The following is a 24,529-nucleotide window of genomic DNA, read 5'->3' on the forward strand; positions in this document are numbered from 1 at the left end:
ATATTATTTTAGGCATTGATGCATTTTCTGGCATCCATGTATTATTCTTTAAACACAAAAAAGAGCGGTTAAATTAACCGCTCTTTTTATATATTATTAACAATAGCCATAAGACATTAAACGTTCGTAACGTCTTTCTAATAAGCCATCTTTGTCGAAAGTATCTAATTCGTTTAGTTCTTCAACAAGACATTGTTTTAAATTGCGTGCCATTTCATGATAATTACGATGTGCACCACCTAATGGTTCTGGAACGATATTATCAATTAAACCTAACTCTTTTAAACGAGTTGCGGTTAAGCCCATGACTTCTGCTGCGGTTGACGCTTTTTCTGCGCTCTTCCACAAGATAGACGCACAACCTTCTGGTGAAATAACGGAATAAGTTGAATATTGCAACATATTCACTTTGTCACCCACACCAATGGCTAATGCACCGCCGGAACCGCCTTCACCGATTACCGTACAGATAATTGGCACTTTTAAGGTAGACATTTCACGTAAGTTGCGAGCAATGGCTTCAGATTGACCACGTTCTTCCGCACCGATGCCTGGGTAAGCCCCTGGTGTATCGATAAAGGTAATAATAGGTAAGTTGAAACGCTCAGCCATTTGCATTAAACGTAATGCTTTACGATAACCTTCTGGTGCTGGCATACCAAAGTTACGTGCCACTTTATCTTTTACCGTACGACCTTTTTGATGACCGATAACCATCACAGAACGACCATCTAAACGCGCAAGACCACCTACGATTGCTTTATCATCTGCAAAGGCACGATCGCCCGCAAGCTCTTGGAAATCAGTAAAAATATGTTCGATATAATCAAGAGTGTATGGACGATTTGGGTGACGCGCCATACGAGAAACCTGCCATGCATCAAGATTTGCAAAGGTTTTTTTGGTTAATTCATCGCTTTTCTTTTGTAAGCGTTTAATTTCATCGTGTAAATCAATTTTGTCATCAGATGCTGAACGTAGCGCTTCAATTTTGGCTTCAAGTTCAGCAATAGGTAATTCAAAATCTAAATATTCTTGGCTCATTTCTTATCCTAAAAATATCGTCAAAAGTTGCCCGCACTTTATCAAGATTTAAGGTGTGGTGCAAATGGTTTTCACTGGTTGGAGCGGATTATAAATATTCCTTTTTTAGTAATGATAACAAAAACAAAAATGCGGAACAAATTACGACAGAAGGTCCTGCCGCCGTATCATAAAAAGCAGAAAGGAATAACCCGCCAACGACGGAAAGCATACTGATTAAAATCGCAATAAGCACCATTTGCTCAGGCGTTTTTGCAAAACGTCTTGCTGTTGCGGCTGGAATAATTAAGAGTGATGTAATAATCAGAGCCCCAACAAACTTCATACTTAATGCGATCGTCAGTGCGGTCAAAATCATTAAGATAAATCGCATTTTTTTAATGTTAATGCCTTCTACTTGAGCCAGTTCAGGTGAAACTGTGGTGGAGAGTAAGGCTTGCCAGAAGTAAAGCAGTGTGCCTAATACAATAACAACACCCGCGCCAATATAAGGTAAGTCGTTAAAATTAATGGCGAGCAAATCCCCAAAAAGATAACTCATTAAATCTACACGGACATTTTTAAGTAAGCCAACGGTGACCACACCAAGAGAAAGACAACTGTGCGCGATAATCCCTAAAAGGGTATCCACTGAAAATTGCGTGTTACTTTCGAGCCATACCATTAATACGGCGAGAATAATCGTCAAAATTACAATGGCAACATAAGGATTAATTTGTAGGAAAATCCCTAATGCCACACCAAGCAAGGCCGAGTGGGAAAGGGTATCACCAAAATAAGCCATTTTACGCCACACCACAAAGGCACCGAGTGGTGCGGTAATTAAGGAAAGCAGTAAGCCCGTAAGCAAGGCGGGAAATAAAATCTCAAACATGGTTTTTCCTTATTGTTGGCATTCTGATGGATTGGCACTGCAACTACAAACATCACCATGCATATTATGGTGATGATTATGATGGTGCGTATAAAAGCCCACATTTTGTGAGATTTGATTGCCCCAAAGGCGCATAAATGTGGGATCATTCGATAGGCTTTCGGGTGTGCCGGCACAGCAAATATGTTGATTGATGCACAACACTTCTTTACTGTCCGCCATCACGATATGCAAGTCATGGGAAACCATTAAAACCGCACAATTTAAGGCTTGTTGAGTGCGATGAATCAGCTGATAAAGTTCAGCTTGACCATTAATATCCACCCCTTGAGTCGGTTCATCTAACACCAGTAAATTGGGTTTATTCAAAATTGCACGAGCCAATAGCACACGTTGCATTTCGCCACCAGAGAGTTTTTGCATATTATTTTTTCTCAAATGAGTGATAGAGAGTTGCTCAAGTGCGGTTGATATTTCTTGTGTTTTAACGCCTTTTTTGAGCGCAAGAAAACGCTCAACTGTCATCGGTAAGCTGTGATCGAGGTGAATTTTTTGTGGAACATAGCCAATTCTGACATTAGCGCTATAAATCACCTCACCCGATGTCGGCGTTTGCAATTTTAATAAGGTTTTTAAGAGGGTCGATTTTCCCCCACCATTTGGCCCGACAATGGTGATAATCGAATTGGGATAAATGCTGAGATTAATATCCCGCAATGCCGTCTTTTGTTCAAAGACCACATTGATATTTTTCAGTGTAATTAATGGTGTGGGTTGGGCTGGTTGAATGGCGCGAATCTGCATAATTCCCCCTTTAAAAATAGCTCCCTAAAATAGCTCATTTCCTCCTTTTTCTCAAGAAATTCTGACTATGCCTAATATTTAGGCATAAGATTTGACATTTTTAGGGTAAAATGAATTTTTCCCAGAGTTTGTAGTCTGAAAAACGAAAATCTTTTTTATTCATTTTAAAGGTATCAAATGGTCCAACACGTTAAATTAGCCAGAGATAGACGGAAACGAAAATCCCGCATAAAAGCGGCGATTTTTTTTGCCGCACTTTTGCTTATTTTAACGGGCATTTTCCTCGCCTTTAAAGATACCGCTGATTATGATCCTTCTCTGCAAAGTAATCTTGAGCCAGAGATGGTGGATAACGTTCAATATCAATCTCTTACACCTGAAAAAACAGAATCGGGCAATCCTCAATCTCAAGAAGGTGAACATCCTGAAGCAAAACAACAGGCTAACACGGAAGATGCAACTTCTTATGATGATGAACTTCAAGCCAAAGATGATGAAGTAGATGAAATCAAACCACAGTTTGACGATCTTAATGATTTACCAAAAGACGCTCAAGATGCGCTGAGTGGTATTTTAGATGTAGCCGATCAAGCATTACGTATTACCGATCAATTTAGTCATACCGTGGTGCGTGGTGACTCATTAAAAGATGTGTTAGAGCTTTCTGGTTTAGAAGATGATACGGCGAAGAATTTAATTGCCGAGTATCCTGAATTAAAAACCTTGCGTGCAGGTCAGCAGTTCTATTGGATCTTAGATAAAGAAGATCAACTGGAATATTTAAACTGGCTGGTGTCTGAAAAAGAAGAACGCATTTATGAACGCACGGAAGACGGTAAGTTTAAACGCCAAATTCTAGAGAAGAAAAGTATCTGGAAGAAAGAGGTGCTAAAAGGCACGATTAACGGATCTTTTGCATCAAGTTTGCGTGATTTAGGTTTGGATGGTCGTCAAATTAGCCAACTAAGTTCTGCGTTACAATGGCAGGTAAGCCTTCAAAAACTCAGCAAAGGCACCAAATTTGCGATTTTAGTATCACGTGAATATTTAGGCGATAAATTAACCGGTCAAGGTAACGTTGAAGCGATTCACATCATGGCAGAGGGGAAGAGCTATTATGGTATTCAAGCAGCCAATGGTCGTTACTACGATAAGCAAGGGGAAACCCTTGGCAAAGGTTTCGCGCGTTATCCATTGCAACGTCAAGCGCGTATTTCGTCACCATTTAACCCAAATCGTCGCCATCCGGTAACAGGGCGTGTTCGTCCGCATAAAGGGGTGGACTTTGCTGTTTCACCGGGTACGCCAGTTATTGCGCCAGCAGAAGGTGTGGTAGAAAAAGTGGCTTATCAAGCCGGTGGTGCAGGACGTTATGTGGTAATACGCCATGGTCGTGAATATCAAACGGTGTATATGCATTTAAGTCGTGCTTTAGTACGTGCAGGTCAAACTGTGAAGAAAGGGGAGCGCATTGCATTAACCGGTAATACAGGGATTTCAACCGGCCCACACTTGCACTACGAGTTTCATATTAATGAACGTGCGGTGAACCCGCTTACGGTGAAATTGCCGGGTACCAGCAGCGGAATGGCAACGGCAGAACGTAAGCAATTCTTAGTCCGAGCGAAAGAAGTTGAAAGAACGTTAAAATTATAGCGAATGAAGTGCGGTCAAATTTGACCGCATTTTTTATACGCCTAAAAATTAGCCGAAAACTGACCGCACTTCATCTTTTCTCTTTTCCTTCAATATGCTATTCTTTTTGCATTTCGAAATTATTCTCATTTATTATGATTAAGCGGCGTTATCTGATTTTTCTTTTAATCGTGCTTTCCTTTGTTTCACTTTTTCTCGGGGTAAGTACCGTTAATTTACAAGGATTACTGAATTTTGAAGGTAATCAGTGGCAGATTTTTTTCATCAGTCGTGTGCCGCGTTTAATCAGTATTTTGATTGCGGGTGCCTCTTTAAGTATTTGTGGCTTGGTGATGCAGCAACTCAGCCGAAACCGATTTGTTTCTCCCACCACGGCGGGCACAATGGACAGCGCACGATTAGGCATTTTAATGGCCATGCTGTTTTTCCCAACAGCTTCAATGTTGTTAAAAACCGCCATTGCGGTCATCGTGTCTTTCCTTGGCACATTATTATTTATGACGATTCTGTCCCGTTTGAAATTCAAGGACACGATTTTTGTGCCCTTAGTGGGGATTATGTTTGGTAATATCATCAGTTCAATTACTGCCTTTATCGCTTATAAAGAAGATCTATTGCAAAACTTATCCGGGTGGTTACAAGGGGACTTTTCTCTTGTGATGTCAGGCCGTTATGAATTGTTGTATTTCAGTATTCCTACACTCATCGTGGCTTATTTATTTGCCCATCGTTTTTCTATTGTCGGGATGGGGAAAGATTTTGCGGTTAATCTAGGTCTAAATTACAACCAGGTACTTTATCTCGGTCTGCTCATTGTGGCGGTGGTGTCCTCGATTATTATCGTGTCTGTTGGCGTGATCCCTTTCTTGGGGCTAATTATTCCAAATATCGTCACGCTTTATTTAGGGGATAACTTGAAGAAAGTGTTATCTCATACCGCCTTGTTAGGTGCGGTATTTGTCTTATTCTGCGATATTTTAGGTCGAAGTGTGATTTATCCTTATGAGATTTCCATTAATGCCGTGGTTGGCGTATTTGGCAGTGGTATCTTCTTATTTTTATTATTAAAACGGTATAGAAATGGCTAAGAAATCTTCTTCTCAACTGATTGTATTGTCGTTGTTAGCCATTGTTTCTCTTGCACTCTATTTAGGCTACAACTTACCAAACCGTTGGCAATATGCCTTGGAAAATCGTGCCTTATCCTTAATTGCGATTGTTATTACAGGCGCGGCAATTGCACTTGCTACGATGATCTTCCAAACGGTTGTGAATAACCGAATTCTCACCCCGAGTATTTTAGGGTTAGATTCGCTGTATTTACTGATTCAAACGACGATTATTTTCCTTTTCGGTTCGACCACATTGCTTTCAATGAATTCCATTGCCTTGTTTGTATTGTGTACGGGATTAATGATGGCCTTTTCATTAGTGCTTTATCACTTCCTGTTTAAGAAAGAAAATCAAAATATTTTCTTCTTGTTGCTTGTTGGGATTATTTTCGGCACCTTCTTTGGCAGTTTAACGACGTTTATGGAAGTGTTGATTGATCCAAATGAATTCCAGATCGCACAAGATATTGGCTTTGCAAGCTTCAACCGAATCAATACACAAATCTTGTGGGTAGCATTAGCCATTTTAGTGGCGACGATTGTTTTCAGCCTGAGATATTGGCATTGCTTTGATGTGTTGGCGTTAGGACGAGAAAATGCCATTAACTTAGGAATCGATTATCAAAAGACTTTAAAAGTCCTCTTAATTCTCGTGGCAATTTTAACGTCAGTGTCGACCGCACTTGTTGGTCCACTTACTTTCCTGGGGTTATTGGTGATGAATGTGACCTTTGAATTTGTTCGTGATTATCGCCACAAGGTACTCATTCCTGCCGCGATGTTAATTTCCATTATTACCTTGGTTTTAGGGCAATTATTGGTGACGCATATTTTTACGTTCCGCACGACATTAAGCATCATCGTTAATTTTGTCGGTGGCGTGTACTTTATTTATTTGTTATTAAGAGCAAACAAAAAATGGCAATAGAAATTCGCAATATTACTAAAAGTTACGGAAGCAAAAAGGTGGTGGATAATGTATCAATCACCATTCCTACGGGGAAAATTACGTCTTTTATCGGGCCGAATGGCGCGGGGAAGAGTACGGTGCTGTCTATTATGAGCCGTTTGTTGAATGCTGATAGTGGTGAGATCTATCTCAACGGTGAATTGCTCAATCGTAAGAAAAGTAGCGATATTGCGAAACAACTTGCGATTTTAAAGCAAACTAACAACATTAATTTGCGTCTAACCATTGAGGATTTAGTCGCTTTTGGGCGTTTTCCTTATAGCAAAGGAAACTTAACCCAAACTGACCGCACTTTTATTGATAATGCCATTGCCTATATGAATTTAGATGATATTCGTCATCAATATATCGATAACTTAAGTGGTGGGCAGCGACAACGCGCTTATATTGCGATGACACTTGCACAAGATACGGATTATATTTTATTGGATGAACCATTAAATAACCTGGATATGAAACATTCTGTGCAGATTATGCAAGTTTTGCGTAAATTAGCGACAGAACTCAACAAAACCGTGGTGATTGTGATTCACGATATTAATTTTGCCTCTTGTTACTCAGACTACATTGTTGCCATGAAAAATGGAAAATTGGTACACCAAGGGGAAGTTAACCACATTATGCAATCACCCGTGCTACAAGATATTTACGATATGACGATACCTATTCAGGATATCGACGACCATAAAATTGCCGTTTATTTTAGATAAATAAGGAAATCTTCATGAAAAAAACATTATCAACTTTAGCACTTTCACTCTTTGCATTTGCCGGTATTGCACAAGCGGCGGATATTACCGTTGAAAATGCTGCTGGAAAACAGGTTGTGCCACAAAATCCACAGCGAGTCATTGTGCTTGATTTTGGGGCGGCAGACACACTTCGTGCATTAGGTGTGCAAGATAAAATCGTGGGCTTCCCACAAAGTGGAAAAATTCCAAGCTACCTTTCAGAATTTGCAGACAAAAAATATAAAAATGTCGGCGATTTGAAAGAACAATCATTGGAGCAAATTAACGAACTTAATCCGGATTTGATCATTGCGTCTAAACGTCAAGAAAAAATGATCGACAAATTTAAAGAAATCGCACCAGTATTTAATGTTGAAAATGACTACACGAATTACTACCCGAGTTTTCAACAAAATGTGACCGCACTTGGTCAGATCTTTGGTAAAGAAAATATTGCGAAAGAAAAACTTTCAGCGTTGGAGAGTAAGGTTGCTGAAGTAGCAAAAGATGCAAAAGACAAAACCGCCTTATTGGTACTTGTCAATGAAAGTAAAATCAGTGCCTTTGGTGACGGTTCTCGTTATGGAATGGTGTATCAAAAATTTGGTTTTAAACCGATTGATGACAGCATCAAATCCTCTACGCACGGACAAAGTGTTGGTTTTGAATATATCTTAGAAAAAAATCCAGACTTTTTACTTGTCGTGGACCGTACCGCGGCGATTACAGAAAAAGCCAACAATGCACAAAAAGTGTTGGATAACGATATCATCAAACAAACCAAAGCGTATAAAGATGGACACATTGTGTATCTTGATGCAGCCAATTGGTATCTTGCGTTTGGTGGTTTAGAAAGCATGGAAATCATCGCACAAGAACTTGATCGTGCAGTGAAAAAATAATACAAAAAAACATCTAAAAGGGCAGTCAACGATTGCCCTTTTTATATGTAAATTAATCTTTACACATATCAATAAACTCCCTATCATATCGGCATCATTCAATAAAATTGAGCTTATTTTATGCTGACATTTAATCCACAAGATCCTTTTTCTTGCTTTGTCACTCAAAGCCTTTCCATGAAAAGTGCGGTCGAAAATGCACAACGTTTTGCGATGTTTGATGTACCGCTTTTAATTCAAGGTGAAACAGGCACGGGTAAAGACTTATTAGCAAAAGCTTGTCATTTTGCGAGCTTGCGTCGTGAGAAAAAATTCATTGCGGTAAATTGTGCAGGTTTGCCAGATGAAGATGCGGAAAGCGAAATGTTTGGGCGTAAAGTGGGTGATAGTGAAACCATCGGTTTTTTTGAATATGCTCACGAAGGTACGGTGTTGCTGGATGGCATTGCTGAGCTTTCATTAAGTTTACAGGCAAAATTATTACGTTTTTTAACGGATGGTTCTTTCCGTCGAGTAGGTGAAGAAAAAGAACATCATGCAAATGTTCGTGTGATTTGTACTTCACAAGAACCGATGGAAAAACTGTTAGAACAAGGGAAATTACGCAGTGATTTATTCCATCGTTTAAATGTTTTAGCACTAAATGTGCCGCCATTGCGTGAGCGAGTGGAGGACATTCAGCCTTTAACGGACGGTTTTTTACAAGAAATCAGCACACAGCTTAAGATTTCAATGTCGCAATATGATGCTGATTTTCTGAATTATTTAAAAGGGCAGCCTTGGCAAGGTAATGTGCGAGAGCTTTACAACGTCTTGTATCGTGCCTGTTCCTTAGCGAAGAATAACCAGCTTGATATTGAAAGTTTAAATTTAAAACCTGTACAAAGTGCGGTCATTTCTGCAGATGATTTTGGTGAGCAAACACTGGATGAGATCATGGGGCAATATGAGGCGAGTGTACTCCGCGCTTTTTATGCCCAGTATCCAAGTACGCGTAAATTGGCACAACGATTAGGTGTATCACACACAGCGATTGCCAATAAATTAAAACAATACGGTATTAGTAAATAATTTCTGACAGTTTAGGGAATTGTTTACAAAGTTTAAGCCATTCGACTTTATCAATTTGTACATTGAGGATAAATTCACCCTCATCTGAAATTTGTTCGTGACGAATGCTATCTAATTGATAGAGCGCGTGGCGGATTTTGCTCTCTTGTGGGAGCAGCGTGAGGGTGAAAGAAAGTATCTCATTTTTCAACCGCACTTTAATGGCTTCAAGCAGTAGATCTAATCCTTCACCTGAATGTGCTGAAAGGTAAACGGCAACGGGCTTATTCTCGTCATCATATTCAATATGAGGCGTCACATTTTCCAATAAATCAATTTTGTTATACACCAGCAATGCAGGCACTTTGTCTGCTTTAATTTCTTCCAACACTAAATTCACGGCTTCGATATTTTCGATCTTTCGAGCGTCTGCCGCATCAATGACGTGCAATAACAAACTGGCTTCTACCGTTTCTTGCAACGTAGATTTAAAAGCGGAAACTAAATCATGGGGAAGTTGGCGAACGAAACCCACGGTATCGGCGAGAATTGCCGTACCAATATCTTGAATTTGTAAACGTCTTAATGTGGGATCGAGGGTAGCAAAAAGCTGATCCGCCGCATAGACATTGGCTTGCGTGATGAAATTGAATAGTGTTGATTTCCCCGCATTGGTATAACCCACTAAAGAAATGGTCGGAATATCCGCTTTTTGTCGGGTTTGGCGATTTTGATTGCGTTGTTTTTCGACTTTGGCCAAACGATTTTGCAACTGTGCAATACGAACCTTGATTAAACGGCGATCCGTTTCTAATTGCGTTTCGCCTGGACCACGTAATCCAACTGCACCTTTTTGCTGATCTAAGCCTGTTTTTCGACGAACTAATCGAGTGGATAAATGCTTAAGCTGAGCTAATTCAACTTGCAATTTCCCCTCGTGCGAGCGGGCTCGTTGGGCAAAGATATCTAAAATGACCCCAGTGCGATCCACTACGCGGCATTGGCAGATGCTTTCCAAATTACGGGTTTGAGCAGGGGTTAATTGATGATTCGCCAAAACCACATCGGCATCTAAAGTTTTCACTGCATCTGCAATTTCTTGTGCTTTCCCCTCACCGATAAAATATTTTGCTTGTGGTGTTGCTCGGCTTGTGGTGATGATTTGTAAAATCTCAACATTGGCAGATTCCGCTAAAAGTTGGAATTCTTGTAGATCTTCAATGTTTTTATTTTGAGAAAAGAAAACATGCACGACGACAGCTTTATCTTTTGCCGATTGGCTATTGTCGCCTGTTTTAGATGACGAAAGTGCGGTTGAAATTTCAGGTGAATTTTCAACCGCACTTAAATTGATGAAATCGTTCATTGAACAGAATTATTCTGCTTGTGTTTCTACTTCCGCTACAGCGTCAGACGTTTGTGCTGCATGATGACCGCCGTTATTATTGTGGTGAGAAACAGAACGTGCTGGAACCACAGTTGAAATAGCGTGTTTGTACACCATTTGATTAACAGTGTTTTTTAATAAAATCACGAATTGGTCGAATGATTCGATTTGACCCTGTAATTTAATCCCATTAACGAGATAAATCGAAACAGGAATACGTTCACGGCGTAACGCATTCAAATAAGGATCTTGTAATGATTGTCCTTTTGCCATTTTGCTATCCTTTGTTGTTATATGTTAATTAATGATAGAAACGAGTTGTCTCCGTCATCAAATATAGCAATAAACATTTTTCTTGTCTATGGGTTTATCTCTTTGCTTTCACGCAGTTTTTTCAGAATTGCTTTCATTTTTTCGTCTAGTTGAGCATTGAGGCGCAATGTTTCACCCGTTTTAGGATGCTCAAAGCGAATAGAAAACGCATGTAAAAACAAGCGATTAAGCCCGAGATCTTGCATGTATTTATCAAATTCTTTATCACCGTATTTATCATCTAGCGCAATCGGGTGGCCTGCATATTGAGTATGAACTCGGATCTGATGGGTTCGACCTGTTACGGGTGAAGCTTTTACTAAGGTCGCATTTTGATAGCGTTCTTCAATGCTAAATCTAGTTTCCGAAGGTTTACCTTGTTCACTGACTTTAACGATGCGTTCGCCACTGGCCAGTTCATTTTTTAATAAAGGGGCTTGCACGACTTTTACATGAGATTGCCATTGGCCGCGCACGAGCGCGAGATAATCTTTTTGTACCGTTTTAACACGAAGTTGTTCGTGTAAGTTGCGTAAGGCAGAACGTTTTTTGGCGACTAATAAAATACCCGATGTATCTCTGTCTAAACGGTGAACCAATTCTAAAAAACGGGCTTCAGGACGTAATGCACGTAAGGCTTCAATCACACCAAAATTCAAGCCACTCCCACCATGAACCGCAATGCCGGAAGGTTTGTTCAATACTAATAAACAGTCATCTTCAAAAAGAATATGGCTTTCAAGGGAAGCGACTTTATTCAAGTTTTTAGAAATTGGGGCAGTATTTTTTTCAGAAACACGAACAGGTGGCACACGCACCACATCACCATTTTGCAATTTATATTCAGGTTTGATTCGCCCTTTGTTCACACGCACTTCGCCTTTACGCAGAATGCGATAAATCAAACTTTTTGGCACACCTTTTAATTTTGCCAATAAATAATTATCAATGCGTTGTCCTGCCTCATCCTCAGAAATGGTGAGCATTTTGACGGATTGATTGATGATTTTTTCTTGTTTTTCAGTCATTGAATCTGTCCTTTAAAAATTGGGCTGAATCATATCACAATATCCCTGGTGATAATAGCAAGAATGCCTTGCTAATTTAGCCCCGAATGTGGATAATAGAGCGTCTTTCTGCGCCTCAAATTTGGCATTTAGAAAGCGATTTTGTATGTTGGTCAAAACTCAATGCAGCAAATGGCATAAGACATTGATAATCAACATGTTTTTCTTGAAGATTGACGCTTCCTTGCAATGCGTAATTAACACATCGCATTGTTTTACGAAAATTGTCTTAGATAACAATTGAGTATGCTATCAATGCACCCAGCAACACACAGTCGTGAGATTGACTGTTCGCGAGAAACACGAGGTCGATGGCTAAGGTCAGTAAATCTGTAAAGTGCGGTTAATTTTCAAGGTATTTTAGATAATTCAAATGAGAAATTGACAATGAAAAGAATGTTAATCAATGCGACTCAAAAAGAAGAGTTACGCGTTGCGTTGGTCGATGGCCAGCGTTTATTCGACTTGGATATTGAAAGTCCGGGTCATGAACAGAAAAAAGCGAATATTTACAAAGGGAAAATCACTCGCGTAGAGCCGAGTTTAGAAGCTGCCTTTGTGGATTATGGTGCAGAGCGCCATGGTTTCCTTCCTTTAAAAGAAATTGCCCGTGAGTATTTCCCTGCTGATTATGTGTTCCAAGGTCGTCCAAATATCCGTGATATTTTGACCGAAGGTCAAGAAGTGATCGTTCAGGTGAACAAGGAAGAACGCGGCAATAAAGGCGCAGCCTTAACCACTTTTGTTTCCCTTGCTGGTAGTTATTTGGTGATTATGCCAAACAATCCGCGTGCAGGTGGTATCTCTCGCCGTATTGAAGGCGATGAACGTATCGAATTAAAAGAAGCATTGAGTTCTTTAGATGTACCAGAAGGCGTTGGCCTTATCGTGCGTACAGCGGGTGTGGGTAAATCACCAGAAGAATTACAATGGGACTTGAAAGTACTTTTACATCATTGGGAAGCGATCAAACAAGCTTCACAAAGTCGTCCGGCGCCATTCTTAATTCACCAAGAAAGTGATGTGATCGTTCGTGCGATCCGTGATTACTTGCGTCGTGATATCGGTGAGATCTTAATTGATAGCCCGAAAGTATTTGAAAAAGCAAAAGCGCACATCAAACTTGTGCGTCCAGATTTCATCAATCGTGTGAAACTGTATCAAGGCGAAGTGCCGTTATTTAGCCACTACCAAATTGAGTCACAAATTGAATCAGCTTTCCAACGTGAAGTGCGTTTACCTTCTGGTGGTTCGATTGTGATCGATGTGACAGAAGCGTTAACGGCAATCGATATCAACTCGGCGCGTTCAACTCGTGGTGGTGATATTGAAGAAACCGCATTAAATACCAACCTTGAAGCGGCGGATGAAATTGCTCGTCAATTACGTTTACGTGACTTAGGTGGTTTAGTGGTTATCGATTTCATCGATATGACACCGGTTCGTCACCAACGTGAAGTAGAAAATCGTATCCGTGATGCCGTGCGTCAAGACCGTGCGCGTATTCAAATTAGCCGTATTTCTCGCTTCGGCTTGTTGGAAATGTCGCGTCAGCGTTTAAGTCCATCATTAGGTGAGTCTTCTCACCATGTTTGCCCACGCTGTCAAGGTACAGGTAAAGTGCGTGATAACGAAAGTTTATCACTTTCTATCTTACGTTTAATCGAAGAAGAAGCGTTAAAAGAAAATACCAAACAAGTGCACACCATCGTGCCTGTACAAATTGCGTCTTACTTACTTAACGAAAAACGTAAAGCTGTTCATAGCATCGAAAAACGCCATGATGTAGAGATTATCGTGGTGCCAAATGAAGCGATGGAAACCCCGCACTTCAGCGTGTTCCGCGTACGTGAAGGTGAAGAGCTGAACGAATTAAGCTACAACTTAGCAAAATTCCATGAAGCACAAGATGATGCATTCGTACCAGAAGAATCCCTTGTTTCACGTAATATTGAAACAGCGGCCGTGACGTCTGAACAAGTGATGGAAAGTGCTGCGGTATCGCTATCGATCCCAACGGCAGCGCCAGCACCAGTTGAGCGCAAACCAGAGGGGCCATCCTTGTTTGCGAAAATTGTTGCTGCAATTAAAGGTTTATTTGCTTCTGAGCCAAAAGAAGAAGAGAAAAACCAAAACAATCGTAATAATCGCAACGGAAATCGTAATAATCGTCGCAATCAAGATCGTCGTAATAATCGTCGTTCTCGCAACGAAAACAACGATAATGCGAAGAATACAGATGAAGAAAATGCACGTCCAACTCGCGAGCGTGTAAATAATCGTCGCAATCGTCGTAACGCGAATGAAGAAGTGACATCTGAAAGTGCGGTTAATTTTGCTAATGTTTCTGATGATAATCGTCAAGAAGAAAAAGCAGAGAAACCGGTAGCAGAGCGTCGTCAACGTCGTGATTTACGTAAACGCGTTCGTGTTGATGACAGTGCAAATAATGCAAATGAGAATGTGATTGAGGCCGTTGAAGTTCCTGCGATTGAAAATGAAGTGGTTGAAAACAACATTGTTGATAATACAGAAGATAAACCACGTCAAGAACGTCAGCGCCGTACACCTCGTCATTTACGTGCATCGAATAATCAACGCCGTCGTCGTAATGAAGTGAAATCCCCAATGCCATTATTTGCTGCGGTGGCTTCACCAGAATTAGCAAGCGGTAAAGTATGCGTCGATTATTCTGCTGTGAATGCACCGAAAGAAAATAATTTCTTATCGGTGGATGAGTTGCTTGAGCAAGAAAAAACGAAAAAAGGTGTGATTACGCCTGCAACAGGTATTGTTGTGGAAGAGAAATCAGTTGAAGCACAACCTGCGTTAGATTTTATTACTCAACCGGCAAATGAAGCGGTTCAACAGAAAGTGCAAGAATCATTAGAACGTTTGCATCATAAATCAGAACCTGTTGCTCAAGTCGCAACTGCGGAAGTTGAACCACAAGAAAAAGCAAAATTTGTAAGTTCTTATGTGTTCACTGGTCGTGCAGGTACTATTTCAGCCGTACCACATACAAAAGCAGCCATGACATTAGCGAAAGCACCTGATGATGAGTCTAAACCATTTCCAATTGTAGAATGGATGGAGTCTCGTTATTACTTTAATGGTAAAGGCGCGGCAGGCCATCATAGTGCAATTAGCCATATTTATTCTGAACCGACACAAGCGAAAGCAGAGTAATATCCTAATAATAAAGACGGAACCAATAGGTTCCGTTTTTTATTTTGTGTATTTTTAAAACATTGTGATTTAAAAGTAGTCAGTCAGATAATTTTTTTATTTTCTTGCTTGACGGGGTGGGGGAAAAAACGTATTATTCACCTCGCTTAAATCACGGAGGAATGGTCGAGTGGTTGAAGGCACCGGTCTTGAAAACCGGCGAGGGTTTACGCCCTCCGTGAGTTCGAATCTCACTTCCTCCGCCATCAAATTCAAAAAATCCCTAAGTCGAAAGATTTAGGGATTTTTGCTTTTCAGTTTATTTCAAAAAAAATCTTATTTCTTGACCGCACTTTCTTGTGCTTCTTTGAAGGCAAGGTATTCTTCTAAGGTCTCAATGGCTTCTAAACATTTTTGACGACGCGTTAAATAAATTGCGGCTGTTTGCTTATGTACATCTCGTTGAATATCTGTTTGAGCCGTATTCGCTTGTGCTTTAGCTTCTTCGTATTTTTCCGTGAGTTGCTGTAAGGCTTCATAATACTTCTCTAAACGCTCTCTTGGCGGAAGACGATGAATGCTATGTTGTGATTTGTTACTTGCCACTTGAGCTTCCGTTGTTTTCGGCTGAATGTGCTTTTTATGTTTGCGATTCATGGCTTCAGCCAAGGCGGTACATTGCCCTAAAAGGTGTTCAACCATAAATACAATTTGTTCTTCATTTTGATGGGGAAGGCTGCATAGCTTCGTTAAGCTTTGCTGGATTTCTTTGAGATAAAAACCGACAGTTTCAAAATCTTCAGTAAATAAAGTGCGGTTAAATTTAGCGTTGATTTTTTTATCAGAGTCAGCTTGATAGGCGTGAGTCAGTTGCTGTACTTTTTGTTCGAGCGTATTGAGTAATGATTGAATAGACATAAAAAAATCCCCGCATAATGAATGCAGGGATTATAACGATTAAAGGGTCATGGCTGCAATCCAACCGAACGCTAATAGTGGGATATTGTAGTGAATAAAGGTTGGCACAACAGAATCCCAAATGTGGTCGTGTTTACCATCTATATTCAAACCGGATGTTGGGCCAAGTGTTGAGTCAGAAGCCGGTGAACCCGCATCTCCTAATGCTGCTGCTACACCTACGATAGCGACTGTCGCAAGTGGTGAGAAACCAAAAGAGAGACAAAGTGGTACATAAATTGAGGTGATAATTGGTACAGTTGAGAAAGAAGAACCAATACCCATGGTAATCAATAATCCAACGAGTAACATTAAGAATGCCGCAACGCCTTTACTTTGAATCGCACCGGTTGAAAGTGCATCAACTAACTCTTTCACACCGCTTGTGGTATTAATCACATTGGCGAAACCAGAAGCAGCAATCATAACAAAGCCGATCATCGCCATTAAGCGTAAACCTTGTTGGAAAATATCGTTACTTTCCTTGAGTTTGAAGATACCGAATACACCGAAAATTGTTAAACCGACTAAACCACCAATAATCGTAGAGCTTGTGAAAAGCTGTGTGGCAAAAGTGGCGACAATGGCGACCGCACTTGCAGTAATTTGAATAGGTTTAATGTTCGCAATGTGCTGTTCAATTTCAGTTGTAGTTGGTTCAGTCGTTGTTACAACATACTCGCGTGGTTTGCGATAGGTAACAAACACAGCAGTGAGTAAACCAAGAATCATACCAATAACAGGGATAAGCATAGCAAAAGAAACTTCACCAACACTGGTTTGTAAACCGAGTGGTGCACCAGCAAGATTGATATTTTTAACTAAAACGCTTTCAATAAAGATTTTCCCGAAACCAACCGGTAAGATCATATAGGTTGCCGTTAAACCGAAGGTAATAATACAAGCAACTGCACGACGGTCGATTTTTAAACGGTTAAAAATAGAAAGTAACGGTGGCACAACAATCGGGATAAACGCAATGTGCACTGGGAGTAAGTTTTGGGATGAAATGGCGAATAAAAGTAAAATGCTCAGTAGCGTATATTTAAACCAAGCTAAATTTTTGCCGGTTGGTGTTTTATTCATTCGGGTAATGATTTTGTAAGCAAGCAAATCAGTGATGCCAGATTTTGAAATCGCAATGGCAAACGCACCTAACATGGCATAGTTCATTGCCACTTCAGCACCCCCACCTAAGCCTCCAGTAAAGGCTTCAATGGTTTTTCCTAGACCTAAGTCACCACATAAGCCTGCAGTCAGAGCGGAAATCACAAGTGCGATAACCACGTTTACGCGCAGCAAGCTTAACGCCAGTAGCACGACAATTGAAATAACAACGGGATTCGATAACATATTGTTGTTCCTTATTGATTAATTAAAAGAAAAAGGTCGCATAAGAGAAAATTGATTTAAGGTTAAATGTCGCATAGTAATAAACTCCTGTAAATTAATAATAAAACAAAACCCCTCGAAAGTTGCCTTCCGAGGGGTAAGATTTTTTTGATCTTTATCTTGTCAGCTCGGAAGAAATCTTCCAAGCACGCCAACAGCCTGAAAGATTATTCAGTTGAATGGCGATGATGGTGACGAAGGATAAAGTTCATTGGAAACTCTCTTATTTAGATAACTAAATTGAATTACCTTTTAAAATACGGTAAAGCGAAAACGATTGCAAGTTTTTTTCTAAAAAATTTTAAAAATTAAAGTGCGGTCTGATTTTCAGCTGTTTTTTCCGCTTCATCTGTTCGAGCAATATGGGGAAATCCACCTAGATCTTTTAAGTGATTGACCATATAGCAAAATAATTCCGCCGTACGTTCAGTATCATATAGCGCAGAGTGTGCTTGTTTGCCGTCAAAAGGAATTTTTGCCGCTTGGCATGCTTTGACGAGCACCGTTTGCCCAAACATAAAACCGGCAAGCGTTGCTGTATCAAACATCCCAAAAGGGTGGAATGGATTGCGTTTTACACCTGTGCGTTCAGCCGCCGCCATCACGAAACTTTGGTCAAAAGCCGCGTTATGAGCCACGATGATAGAACGCTGACATTCCGCATCCTTTTGTCCACGACGTACCATTTGGAACAATCCCGTGATCGCATCTAATTCAGATACGGCACCACGCAATGGATTGTGAATATCAATCCCATTGAATTTGAGAGATTCGGGATTAATATTCGCCCCCTCAAATGGTTCAATATGAAAATGGCATTTTTGATCAGGTTGCAAATTGCCATTCTCATCCATTTTTAAGGTGATAGCTGCAAGCTCTAAAAGTGCATCTTTTTTTGCATCAAACCCAGCCGTTTCCACATCAATAATGACAGGAAAGTAGCCACGGAAGCGATTTTTTAATTGGTGATGATAAGGAATTTCAGGTGTATCTGACACAATGTATTCCTTAATTCCCTAAAGCTGATTTTGCACTTTTGTTTTCGATAAATTCGATCTTATAACCATCTGGATCTTCAACGAATGCAATCACAGTTGTGCCACCTTTAACAGGGCCGGCTTCGCGAGTCACTTTACCGCCATTAGCACGTACTGCTTCACAAGTCGCGTAAATATCATCTACACCAATAGCAATATGCCCGTAAGCATTACCAAGATCATATTCCGTTACGCCCCAGTTGTATGTTAATTCAATTTCTGCAGCGCTTTCGCCATCTTCGTAACCTAAAAAAGCAAGCGTATATTTATACTCAGGGTTTTCACTTGTGCGTAATAAACGCATACCTAAAACATCTTGATAAAATTTAATAGAGCGGTCTAAATCACCTACTCGAAGCATCGTGTGTAAAATTTTCATGTTGTTTTCCTTCTTTAATTGTGTTTGCTAAATTATGCCATAGAATGCGATTTGGCGCGAATGGAACTTAAAATTTAGATTCAAGAAAAATATTTTTTTATACTTCTATTTTGGTGAAATTATAGGCATAATCTGACAAATATCGATAGTGATGCCGAATTGTAAAATATGGTTATCTTTGTAATAAGAAAAATAGCTCATAGATATCACTATTAAGTCAAACTAAAGTAAATATGGGTATTTATATGAAAAAAAATATTTTACTCTCAGTGCTTCTTGCATGTACGAGTATGTCTATTTGGGCACAATCATTGAATGATAGTTCATCACCTTCAGTAAATAAGGCTCACTCGAATGTTGAACATCCCGTAAATTTATTTGCAACGAATGGTCAAAGTACTAATAACAGTGCTAGTTCTAACGTTGCTGACAATGGCGTAAGTATTATTGAAGCGAAAGGATGGTTAGAAAGTGTTTATGTTAAGTGGATGCCTTTAGAAGGAGTAGATTCCTATCGTGTTTATATCAAAGGCGGACAATATACGGATTACATGCCTATTGATGCTGAATTGATACGTGCATATAGTGGATATATGAGAGCAGATATTCCAGGACTTAAGGCGGGTAGCTATTCATTAAAAGTGGTGGCGATAAAAGGAGGGGTTGAAACCTTGTTTAGTGAAGTAACAGCTCTACAAGTGAAAAATTACAGTCGAGAAGGTTTTGCCCATAAAGGCTTCTCTGGAGTTGGAGCTTATAACGATGACGGCTCGCTGAAATCCAATGCAGTAGTGATTTATGTGAATAAAGACAATGCGAAGACTGTCACTGCTCATTTAGGTAATGGCTCCTTTACTGGACTTCAATCTATTCTCAATGCTTATCAGAAAGGTAATATTACTACGCCATTGGTAGTGAGAGTTCTGGGTTTAATAAAAAATGGCGATACAGATACCTTTGGAAGTAGCTCTGAAGGCATTCAAATTAAAGGAAAGAAAGCTGATAGCGAAATGAACATTACCATCGAAGGTATTGGAGAAGATGCTACTATCTATGGTTTTGGTTTCTTAGTCAGAAATGCTAAGAGTGTCGAGTTTCGCAATTTAGGAATTATGCGAGCGATGGATGATGGCATATCACTTGATACTGATAATTCTAATATTTGGATTCACCATATTGATGTCTTTTATGGCAAATCTGGAAGTGGTGATCATGCGAAAGGTGATGGCGCCATTGATGTGAAGACAAATTCTAAATTCGTTACAATTGATCATTGTCATTTCTGGGATACAGGAAAAACAAGTATGGCTGGAATGAAGAGTGAGTCTGGACCGAATTACATTACCTATCATCATAATTGGTTTGACCACAGTGATTCTCGTCATGCTCGAGTTCGCACAATGAGTGTACATATGTGGAACAATTTCTATGATGGTTGTGCTAAGTATGGTATTGGTGCAACGATGGGATCGAGCGTATTTTCTGAAAATAACTATTTCCGGGCAACGAAAGAGCCTATTTTGATTTCTCGACAAGGTAATGATGCAAATGGTGCAGGTAAATTCTCTGGTGAAGCAGGCGGTATGATAAAAGAATATGGAAGTATTTTTGCAGAGAAGGGAACAGCAGAAAGTTATTCTCCAATTACCTATGCAGCTAACAATAAAAGCTTTGATTTCTTCCAAGCAACTTCTCGTGATGAGAAAGTACCATCTTCGGTAGTATCACTCAACGGAGGTAATACTTATAACAATTTTGATACGACTTCATCGTTAATGTATTCCTATACACCAGATGCAACATCTATGGTGCCTGAACGCGTAACAGGCTATTATGGTGCTGGTCGTCTTAATCATGGTTCGTTAAAATTTAAGTTTGATAATGCTGTAGAAGATAATAACTCGGCACCAATTCCTGCATTGGAAGCGTTAATAGATAATTATACGGGGAAATAATTGAGCTATCTCATTCCATAAGTCGAATGCAGCGTAATAAATATTAGTTTTACCTAAATTAAAATGTGGCTAAATTGTATTATTTAGCCACATTTCTTTTTGTGTTTATTTACCCTACTATTATGCTAAGATAATACTGATCTTTTTATAAAAAGGAAAAAATGAATGAATACAACTGGCCTTTTTAATCTTTCTTGGCAACGTTATTTAAATTTACTGTTTTTATTATTAACCGTCGGATTTTTAACGAGTGGAGTAGTCACGTTAATTGCAGCTAATTTAGATTATTTTTCTGATTTAGCCAAAATTTATGGCTTACAAACATTGCTTGTGGTGACAGTGGTATTAGGTATTTATTGCTTTATTCGAGAGAGTCGTCGACAAGCCACAGAAAAATTAAAGTGGAAGACATATAGTATCTTTTTTGTTGTTTCTGTCTTGATTGGCGGTTTATTTGCCTTAGTTGGCCAAACCTATCAAACGGGGGCTGATGTATGGCAGTTATTTGCAGTTTGGACACTTTGCCAACTTCCATTTTTATTATTATTTCCGAATGTGGCCTCTGCATTATTATTTGCCGCCACCGCCAATGTTGCGTTTTATCTATTTAATGAACAAAACGCTTATAACTCAATGTGTTATGCCGTGCTGATTAATGCTGGATTACTTGTGATATCGGAATTATTCAGTAAAGCTTTTCATGACCAACATTGGCGCATTTTACCCAAAGTATTTCTAGTACTGACTTTTGCCAGTTTATTCGGTTTAATAGTAATTTATGATGTGTACTTTTATGCTTATGCTTGGGGTGAGCTTGGTCGTTCACCACTCAGTTCTTTGCTAATTGCTATTCCTGCCTTAATCACACTTTATGTATATCACAAATATCGCTTTGATTTTATTAATTTAATTATTTCAGTCATAGCCTTGCTTGGCGCTTATTGCTTTTTGGCATCTCTTTTGATTCGTGGTGTAGAAGAGGGGGTGGTTTTAGGATTGATTGGCTTTATTTTCACTGTCATGGCAATCAAGTGGTTAGTGAAACTCTATAAACAAGAATATCCAAATAATAAGAAATTCCATTGGGCGATTTCAATACTATGGATGATAGCTTTATTAATAGCACTAGTGACGATAGGCGTTTGGTTATTTTTTTCTTTAGGTTTAGATGCGTCTAGTGCATTCATTGTTGGTATTCTTTTATTTGGTATAGCTTGGTCGATTACCTTAAATAAAGATAAAAATGAATACGCTACAATTTTAGCAGGTTTATTTTTTCTAATCGCAAACAGTTTTTTAGGATTCTATTTGCTTGTTAAATTTGATGATTTTTTTCTTTTATTAGGATATGAATTTAGCGAGGATTCAAATTTCGCTATCTTTATCTCCGTACTGATTTTTACAGTCATTATTATCGTTAGCTACAAATTGATGCCGAATTCTTTAGTGAGAATTCTTCTGGTTACCCAGCTTCTCGTTTTTTGGCAAATTTCCTATAATCTATATTTCCATAATTACAGCTTGAATGACATATGGTTTAATAACGCATGGTTTAATAAAATTCAGCTACTGATTTCGATTGCACTCTTTTATTGGGTCATGCGACCTAATCAATCAGCGCGAATTCATTTAAAGCCTATTGCTTGGGGAACCGTATTATTCTCTCTATGGATCTCTATGCCGTCGTATATGGCGCTTCCTTGGGTAGATTATGGTCTTATTGATACAGATATTTCAAGTGATGTCATGTCAGCAGACACGATGAATCTTGATAATGTATTGCAAGTTTTAAGTAGACAATTTTGGACACACTTTCAGTTTGATGTTAGCCATATCTTATATCTGCTTATCTGTGCATTACCGTTAATTGTCTATGCACTAATGAATAAGCATAGTGAATCCAAACACACGGAAGCAGTGCTAATTTTATTGGCATTAAGCTTGTTTGCATTAGGCTTTGTTGGAATACCCGCCATTTTATATTTAACAGCATTATTATTGCTCGTTTATTGGACAGACAGTCGTGCGTTCTTCGGCCTTTTGGTATTTGCCTTTGTTGTTTATTTAGGTGGGTTCTATTACCAATTGAGCATCCCATTGCTCTATAAAGGAGCATTGTTAGTGAGCTTTGCCGTTATTTTTGCGATTGTTACTTTATTCTTGCATGCTCGTTATAAAACGCCTTCACAAAGTGCGGTCGAAAACCATTCTGTTTTTAAAGCACCGATTTGGCTTGTTGGTGTCTTTGTGATTGCGTTATTGGGGGCGGTGAACTATAAAGTGCAGCAATTTGAAGATGTGCTGGCTACCGGTAAGCCTGTTGTCTTAAAAATCGCCCCAGTGGATCCTCGTTCATTGATGCAAGGCGATTATATGGTATTGAATTATGCTATTTTATCTGAGATTCAGCAAAGTCAGTTTTTATCTGAATCGAATGAATCCCTTGAAAGCAATGAGTCTATTGATGCCGGTGAAGCGAATGAAACCATTGGTATAGATGAATCAAGTCCTTCGGGAAAAAAAGCGTATATCCTTGTTCATCTTGATAAAAATCATGTTGCGACATTTTGTGAGGAGCAATCAGAGATACCAACAGATTTTAAACATTGCACACCAAATGTTTATTTGCCAATTCGTTATAAAGGTTGGCTTCCTGAATTACCAAGCCAAGATTATTTCTTTGCGGAAGGGAAAGGTGAATATTATGCACAAGCGGAATATGCAGAATATCGCTTTAAAGACGGTATTTTGTTGCTAGCTCGTTTATTAGATAAGGATTTAAAAGGGCTATAAAGCATTGGTGACAAATAAGGGCGTATTTGATACGCCCTTATTTTTTAGATGATTGATTAGGTTATGATTATTTCACCGCAATCATCGATCCAAAGTTAAAACATTGGAACCATAATTCGACGTGTGAAAATCCAATGTTTTTTAACCGCTCTTTGTGGATGTCAATCGAGTCAGTACGCATTACATTTTCAAGTGCGGTGCGTTTTTGGCTTACTTCAAGTTCACTGTAACCGTTAGCACGTTTGAATTGGTGGTGGAGGTCAATAAGCAACTCATTCACTTTTTCATCTTCAAAACGGAATTTTTCAGAAAGCACCAATACACCATTTGGGTTTAAACCTTGGTAGATTTTGGTGAGCAAGGCTACACGATCTTCTGGTGGTAAAAATTGCAATGTGAAGTTGAGCACAACCATTGAGGCGTTCTTAATTTCAATTTGACGAATATCATCGCAAAGAATTTCTACGGGCACATCACTATGATAAGCCGCAACGTGCTGGCGGCAGCGTTCCACCATTGGCAAAGAATTATCGACACCCATAATTTTCACATTAGGTTGTTTAATATTACGTCGCATAGAAAGAGCTGCCGCACCGCGTGAACAGCCTAAATCATAGACTTGGCTGTCAGCCGTCACAAAACGTTCAGCCAACATACCAATCGCCGTGATAATGTTGGAGTAGCCCGGAATCGAGCGTTGAATCATATCGGGAAAAACTTCCGCCACGCTTTCATCAAAAGTAAAATCGCCCAGTTTTTCAATCGGGGCGGCAAAAATTGTATCTTTCATCATTCTTGAGTTCTATTGTTGTCTTGAGAGAGCATTTAGTTAGATAAAATGCAAAAAACTGCGGTCATTTTAGTGAAAGTTTTTAAAGGATCAAATAAATTTCGCTTTTCAATTTAAATGCCCCGTCTTTTTCCGTATAATCAACGCGT

General features: G+C 39.4%; 20 protein-coding genes, 1 tRNA gene and 1 other annotated feature. Of the genes, 10 read left to right on the forward strand and 11 right to left on the reverse strand.

Annotated elements, in window-relative coordinates:
• Positions 1-96: 96 nt before the first annotated feature.
• The 3 genes from accA to znuC all read right to left on the reverse strand — a co-directional run bounded on the left by accA (position 97) and on the right by znuC (position 2,722).
• The gene (gene accA, locus PARA_RS05380; RefSeq protein WP_014064881.1) at positions 97-1,044 is read right to left on the reverse strand and encodes an acetyl-CoA carboxylase carboxyl transferase subunit alpha; all 948 of its coding nucleotides are present in this window, start codon (positions 1,042-1,044) and stop codon (positions 97-99) included.
• An 88-nt stretch (positions 1,045-1,132) separates the two neighbouring features.
• Positions 1,133-1,918 (reverse strand): zinc ABC transporter permease subunit ZnuB, encoded by a 786-nt coding sequence (znuB, locus tag PARA_RS05385; protein ID WP_014064882.1) that lies wholly within the window; start codon positions 1,916-1,918, stop codon positions 1,133-1,135.
• A gap of 9 nt (positions 1,919-1,927) precedes the next feature.
• Positions 1,928-2,722, reverse strand: a complete 795-nt coding sequence (znuC, locus tag PARA_RS05390; protein WP_014064883.1) for a zinc ABC transporter ATP-binding protein ZnuC — start codon at positions 2,720-2,722, stop codon at positions 1,928-1,930.
• Between the two features lie 177 nt (positions 2,723-2,899).
• Between znuC and mepM the strand changes: the two genes are divergently transcribed.
• The 6 genes from mepM (at position 2,900) to PARA_RS05420 (ending at position 9,164) form a co-directional block, all read left to right on the forward strand.
• The gene (gene mepM, locus PARA_RS05395; protein ID WP_014064884.1) at positions 2,900-4,378 is read left to right on the forward strand and encodes a murein DD-endopeptidase MepM; all 1,479 of its coding nucleotides are present in this window, start codon (positions 2,900-2,902) and stop codon (positions 4,376-4,378) included.
• 134 nt (positions 4,379-4,512) lie between these two features.
• Entirely contained in the window at positions 4,513-5,466 is a 954-nt protein-coding gene (locus PARA_RS05400; RefSeq protein WP_070868755.1) for an ABC transporter permease, read from the forward strand.
• Positions 5,459-6,418, forward strand: coding sequence for an iron chelate uptake ABC transporter family permease subunit (locus PARA_RS05405; RefSeq protein ID WP_014064886.1), 960 nt, complete (start codon positions 5,459-5,461; stop codon positions 6,416-6,418). Before PARA_RS05400 ends, PARA_RS05405 begins: the two co-directional genes overlap by 8 nt.
• On the forward strand, positions 6,409-7,170 hold the full coding sequence (locus tag PARA_RS05410; RefSeq protein ID WP_014064887.1) for an ABC transporter ATP-binding protein: 762 nt from the start codon (positions 6,409-6,411) through the stop codon (positions 7,168-7,170). Before PARA_RS05405 ends, PARA_RS05410 begins: the two co-directional genes overlap by 10 nt.
• A gap of 14 nt (positions 7,171-7,184) precedes the next feature.
• Positions 7,185-8,093, forward strand: a complete 909-nt coding sequence (locus PARA_RS05415) for a siderophore ABC transporter substrate-binding protein (RefSeq protein WP_014064888.1) — start codon at positions 7,185-7,187, stop codon at positions 8,091-8,093.
• Positions 8,094-8,213: 120 nt separating this feature from the next.
• Positions 8,214-9,164: a sigma 54-interacting transcriptional regulator gene (locus PARA_RS05420; protein WP_014064889.1), complete on the forward strand. Its 951-nt coding sequence runs from the start codon at positions 8,214-8,216 to the stop codon at positions 9,162-9,164.
• On the opposite strand, the gene hflX is transcribed toward PARA_RS05420, so the two are convergent.
• The 3 genes from hflX to rluC all read right to left on the reverse strand — a co-directional run bounded on the left by hflX (position 9,154) and on the right by rluC (position 11,870).
• Positions 9,154-10,509, reverse strand: coding sequence for a ribosome rescue GTPase HflX (hflX, locus tag PARA_RS05425; RefSeq protein ID WP_014064890.1), 1,356 nt, complete (start codon positions 10,507-10,509; stop codon positions 9,154-9,156). The two genes, PARA_RS05420 and hflX, sit on opposite strands and share 11 nt — an antisense overlap.
• 9 nt (positions 10,510-10,518) lie before the next feature.
• Complete coding sequence (gene hfq / locus PARA_RS05430; RefSeq protein WP_005697164.1) at positions 10,519-10,803, reverse strand: RNA chaperone Hfq; 285 nt, start codon at positions 10,801-10,803, stop codon at positions 10,519-10,521.
• 86 nt (positions 10,804-10,889) lie between these two features.
• Positions 10,890-11,870 carry a 23S rRNA pseudouridine(955/2504/2580) synthase RluC gene (rluC, locus tag PARA_RS05435; RefSeq protein WP_014064891.1) on the reverse strand — a complete coding sequence of 327 codons (981 nt, stop codon included), beginning with the start codon at positions 11,868-11,870 and terminating at the stop codon, positions 10,890-10,892.
• Positions 11,871-12,296: 426 nt separating this feature from the next.
• Here rluC and rne point away from each other — a divergent pair, with 426 nt between their 5' ends.
• Positions 12,297-15,098 (forward strand): ribonuclease E, encoded by a 2,802-nt coding sequence (gene rne / locus PARA_RS05440; RefSeq protein WP_014064893.1) that lies wholly within the window; start codon positions 12,297-12,299, stop codon positions 15,096-15,098.
• Between the two features lie 155 nt (positions 15,099-15,253).
• Positions 15,254-15,343 (forward strand) — tRNA-Ser (locus tag PARA_RS05445).
• Positions 15,344-15,413: 70 nt separating this feature from the next.
• On the opposite strand, the gene priC is transcribed toward PARA_RS05445, so the two are convergent.
• The 4 genes from priC to gloA form a co-directional block, all read right to left on the reverse strand.
• On the reverse strand, positions 15,414-15,995 hold the full coding sequence (gene priC, locus PARA_RS05450; protein ID WP_014064894.1) for a primosomal replication protein PriC: 582 nt from the start codon (positions 15,993-15,995) through the stop codon (positions 15,414-15,416).
• Positions 15,996-16,034: 39 nt separating this feature from the next.
• The gene (locus PARA_RS05455) at positions 16,035-17,387 is read right to left on the reverse strand and encodes a Na+/H+ antiporter family protein (protein WP_014064895.1); all 1,353 of its coding nucleotides are present in this window, start codon (positions 17,385-17,387) and stop codon (positions 16,035-16,037) included.
• Positions 17,388-17,490: 103 nt separating this feature from the next.
• Positions 17,491-17,618, reverse strand: a sequence feature (His leader region).
• Between the two features lie 116 nt (positions 17,619-17,734).
• Positions 17,735-18,424: a ribonuclease T gene (gene rnt, locus PARA_RS05460; RefSeq protein ID WP_014064896.1), complete on the reverse strand. Its 690-nt coding sequence runs from the start codon at positions 18,422-18,424 to the stop codon at positions 17,735-17,737.
• 10 nt (positions 18,425-18,434) lie between these two features.
• Positions 18,435-18,842 carry a lactoylglutathione lyase gene (gene gloA / locus PARA_RS05465; RefSeq protein WP_014064897.1) on the reverse strand — a complete coding sequence of 136 codons (408 nt, stop codon included), beginning with the start codon at positions 18,840-18,842 and terminating at the stop codon, positions 18,435-18,437.
• Positions 18,843-19,087: 245 nt separating this feature from the next.
• Here gloA and PARA_RS05470 point away from each other — a divergent pair, with 245 nt between their 5' ends.
• Complete coding sequence (locus tag PARA_RS05470) at positions 19,088-20,797, forward strand: pectate lyase family protein (RefSeq protein ID WP_014064898.1); 1,710 nt, start codon at positions 19,088-19,090, stop codon at positions 20,795-20,797.
• Positions 20,798-20,962: 165 nt separating this feature from the next.
• Positions 20,963-23,590: a GDYXXLXY domain-containing protein gene (locus tag PARA_RS05475; RefSeq protein ID WP_014064899.1), complete on the forward strand. Its 2,628-nt coding sequence runs from the start codon at positions 20,963-20,965 to the stop codon at positions 23,588-23,590.
• A gap of 67 nt (positions 23,591-23,657) precedes the next feature.
• Here the strand turns inward: PARA_RS05475 and cmoA are convergent, their stop codons facing one another.
• On the reverse strand, positions 23,658-24,383 hold the full coding sequence (gene cmoA, locus PARA_RS05480) for a carboxy-S-adenosyl-L-methionine synthase CmoA (protein WP_014064900.1): 726 nt from the start codon (positions 24,381-24,383) through the stop codon (positions 23,658-23,660).
• Positions 24,384-24,529 lie beyond the last annotated feature (146 nt).

Source organism: Haemophilus parainfluenzae T3T1, from assembly GCF_000210895.1.
Lineage (GTDB): Bacteria > Pseudomonadota > Gammaproteobacteria > Enterobacterales > Pasteurellaceae > Haemophilus_D > Haemophilus_D parainfluenzae_A.

Bases quoted from the DNA above. Each gene is read 5' to 3' on its own strand.
- accA (WP_014064881.1), bottom strand. From the start codon at position 1,044: ATGAGCCAAGAATATTTAGATTTTGAATTACCTATTGCTGAACTTGAA.
- znuB (WP_014064882.1), bottom strand. From the start codon at position 1,918: ATGTTTGAGATTTTATTTCCCGCCTTGCTTACGGGCTTACTGCTTTCC.
- znuC (WP_014064883.1), bottom strand. From the start codon at position 2,722: ATGCAGATTCGCGCCATTCAACCAGCCCAACCCACACCATTAATTACA.
- mepM (WP_014064884.1), top strand. From the start codon at position 2,900: ATGGTCCAACACGTTAAATTAGCCAGAGATAGACGGAAACGAAAATCC.
- PARA_RS05400 (WP_070868755.1), top strand. From the start codon at position 4,513: ATGATTAAGCGGCGTTATCTGATTTTTCTTTTAATCGTGCTTTCCTTT.
- PARA_RS05405 (WP_014064886.1), top strand. From the start codon at position 5,459: ATGGCTAAGAAATCTTCTTCTCAACTGATTGTATTGTCGTTGTTAGCC.
- PARA_RS05410 (WP_014064887.1), top strand. From the start codon at position 6,409: ATGGCAATAGAAATTCGCAATATTACTAAAAGTTACGGAAGCAAAAAG.
- PARA_RS05415 (WP_014064888.1), top strand. From the start codon at position 7,185: ATGAAAAAAACATTATCAACTTTAGCACTTTCACTCTTTGCATTTGCC.
- PARA_RS05420 (WP_014064889.1), top strand. From the start codon at position 8,214: ATGCTGACATTTAATCCACAAGATCCTTTTTCTTGCTTTGTCACTCAA.
- hflX (WP_014064890.1), bottom strand. From the start codon at position 10,509: ATGAACGATTTCATCAATTTAAGTGCGGTTGAAAATTCACCTGAAATT.
- hfq (WP_005697164.1), bottom strand. From the start codon at position 10,803: ATGGCAAAAGGACAATCATTACAAGATCCTTATTTGAATGCGTTACGC.
- rluC (WP_014064891.1), bottom strand. From the start codon at position 11,870: ATGACTGAAAAACAAGAAAAAATCATCAATCAATCCGTCAAAATGCTC.
- rne (WP_014064893.1), top strand. From the start codon at position 12,297: ATGAAAAGAATGTTAATCAATGCGACTCAAAAAGAAGAGTTACGCGTT.
- priC (WP_014064894.1), bottom strand. From the start codon at position 15,995: ATGTCTATTCAATCATTACTCAATACGCTCGAACAAAAAGTACAGCAA.
- PARA_RS05455 (WP_014064895.1), bottom strand. From the start codon at position 17,387: ATGTTATCGAATCCCGTTGTTATTTCAATTGTCGTGCTACTGGCGTTA.
- gloA (WP_014064897.1), bottom strand. From the start codon at position 18,842: ATGAAAATTTTACACACGATGCTTCGAGTAGGTGATTTAGACCGCTCT.
- PARA_RS05470 (WP_014064898.1), top strand. From the start codon at position 19,088: ATGAAAAAAAATATTTTACTCTCAGTGCTTCTTGCATGTACGAGTATG.
- PARA_RS05475 (WP_014064899.1), top strand. From the start codon at position 20,963: ATGAATACAACTGGCCTTTTTAATCTTTCTTGGCAACGTTATTTAAAT.
- cmoA (WP_014064900.1), bottom strand. From the start codon at position 24,383: ATGATGAAAGATACAATTTTTGCCGCCCCGATTGAAAAACTGGGCGAT.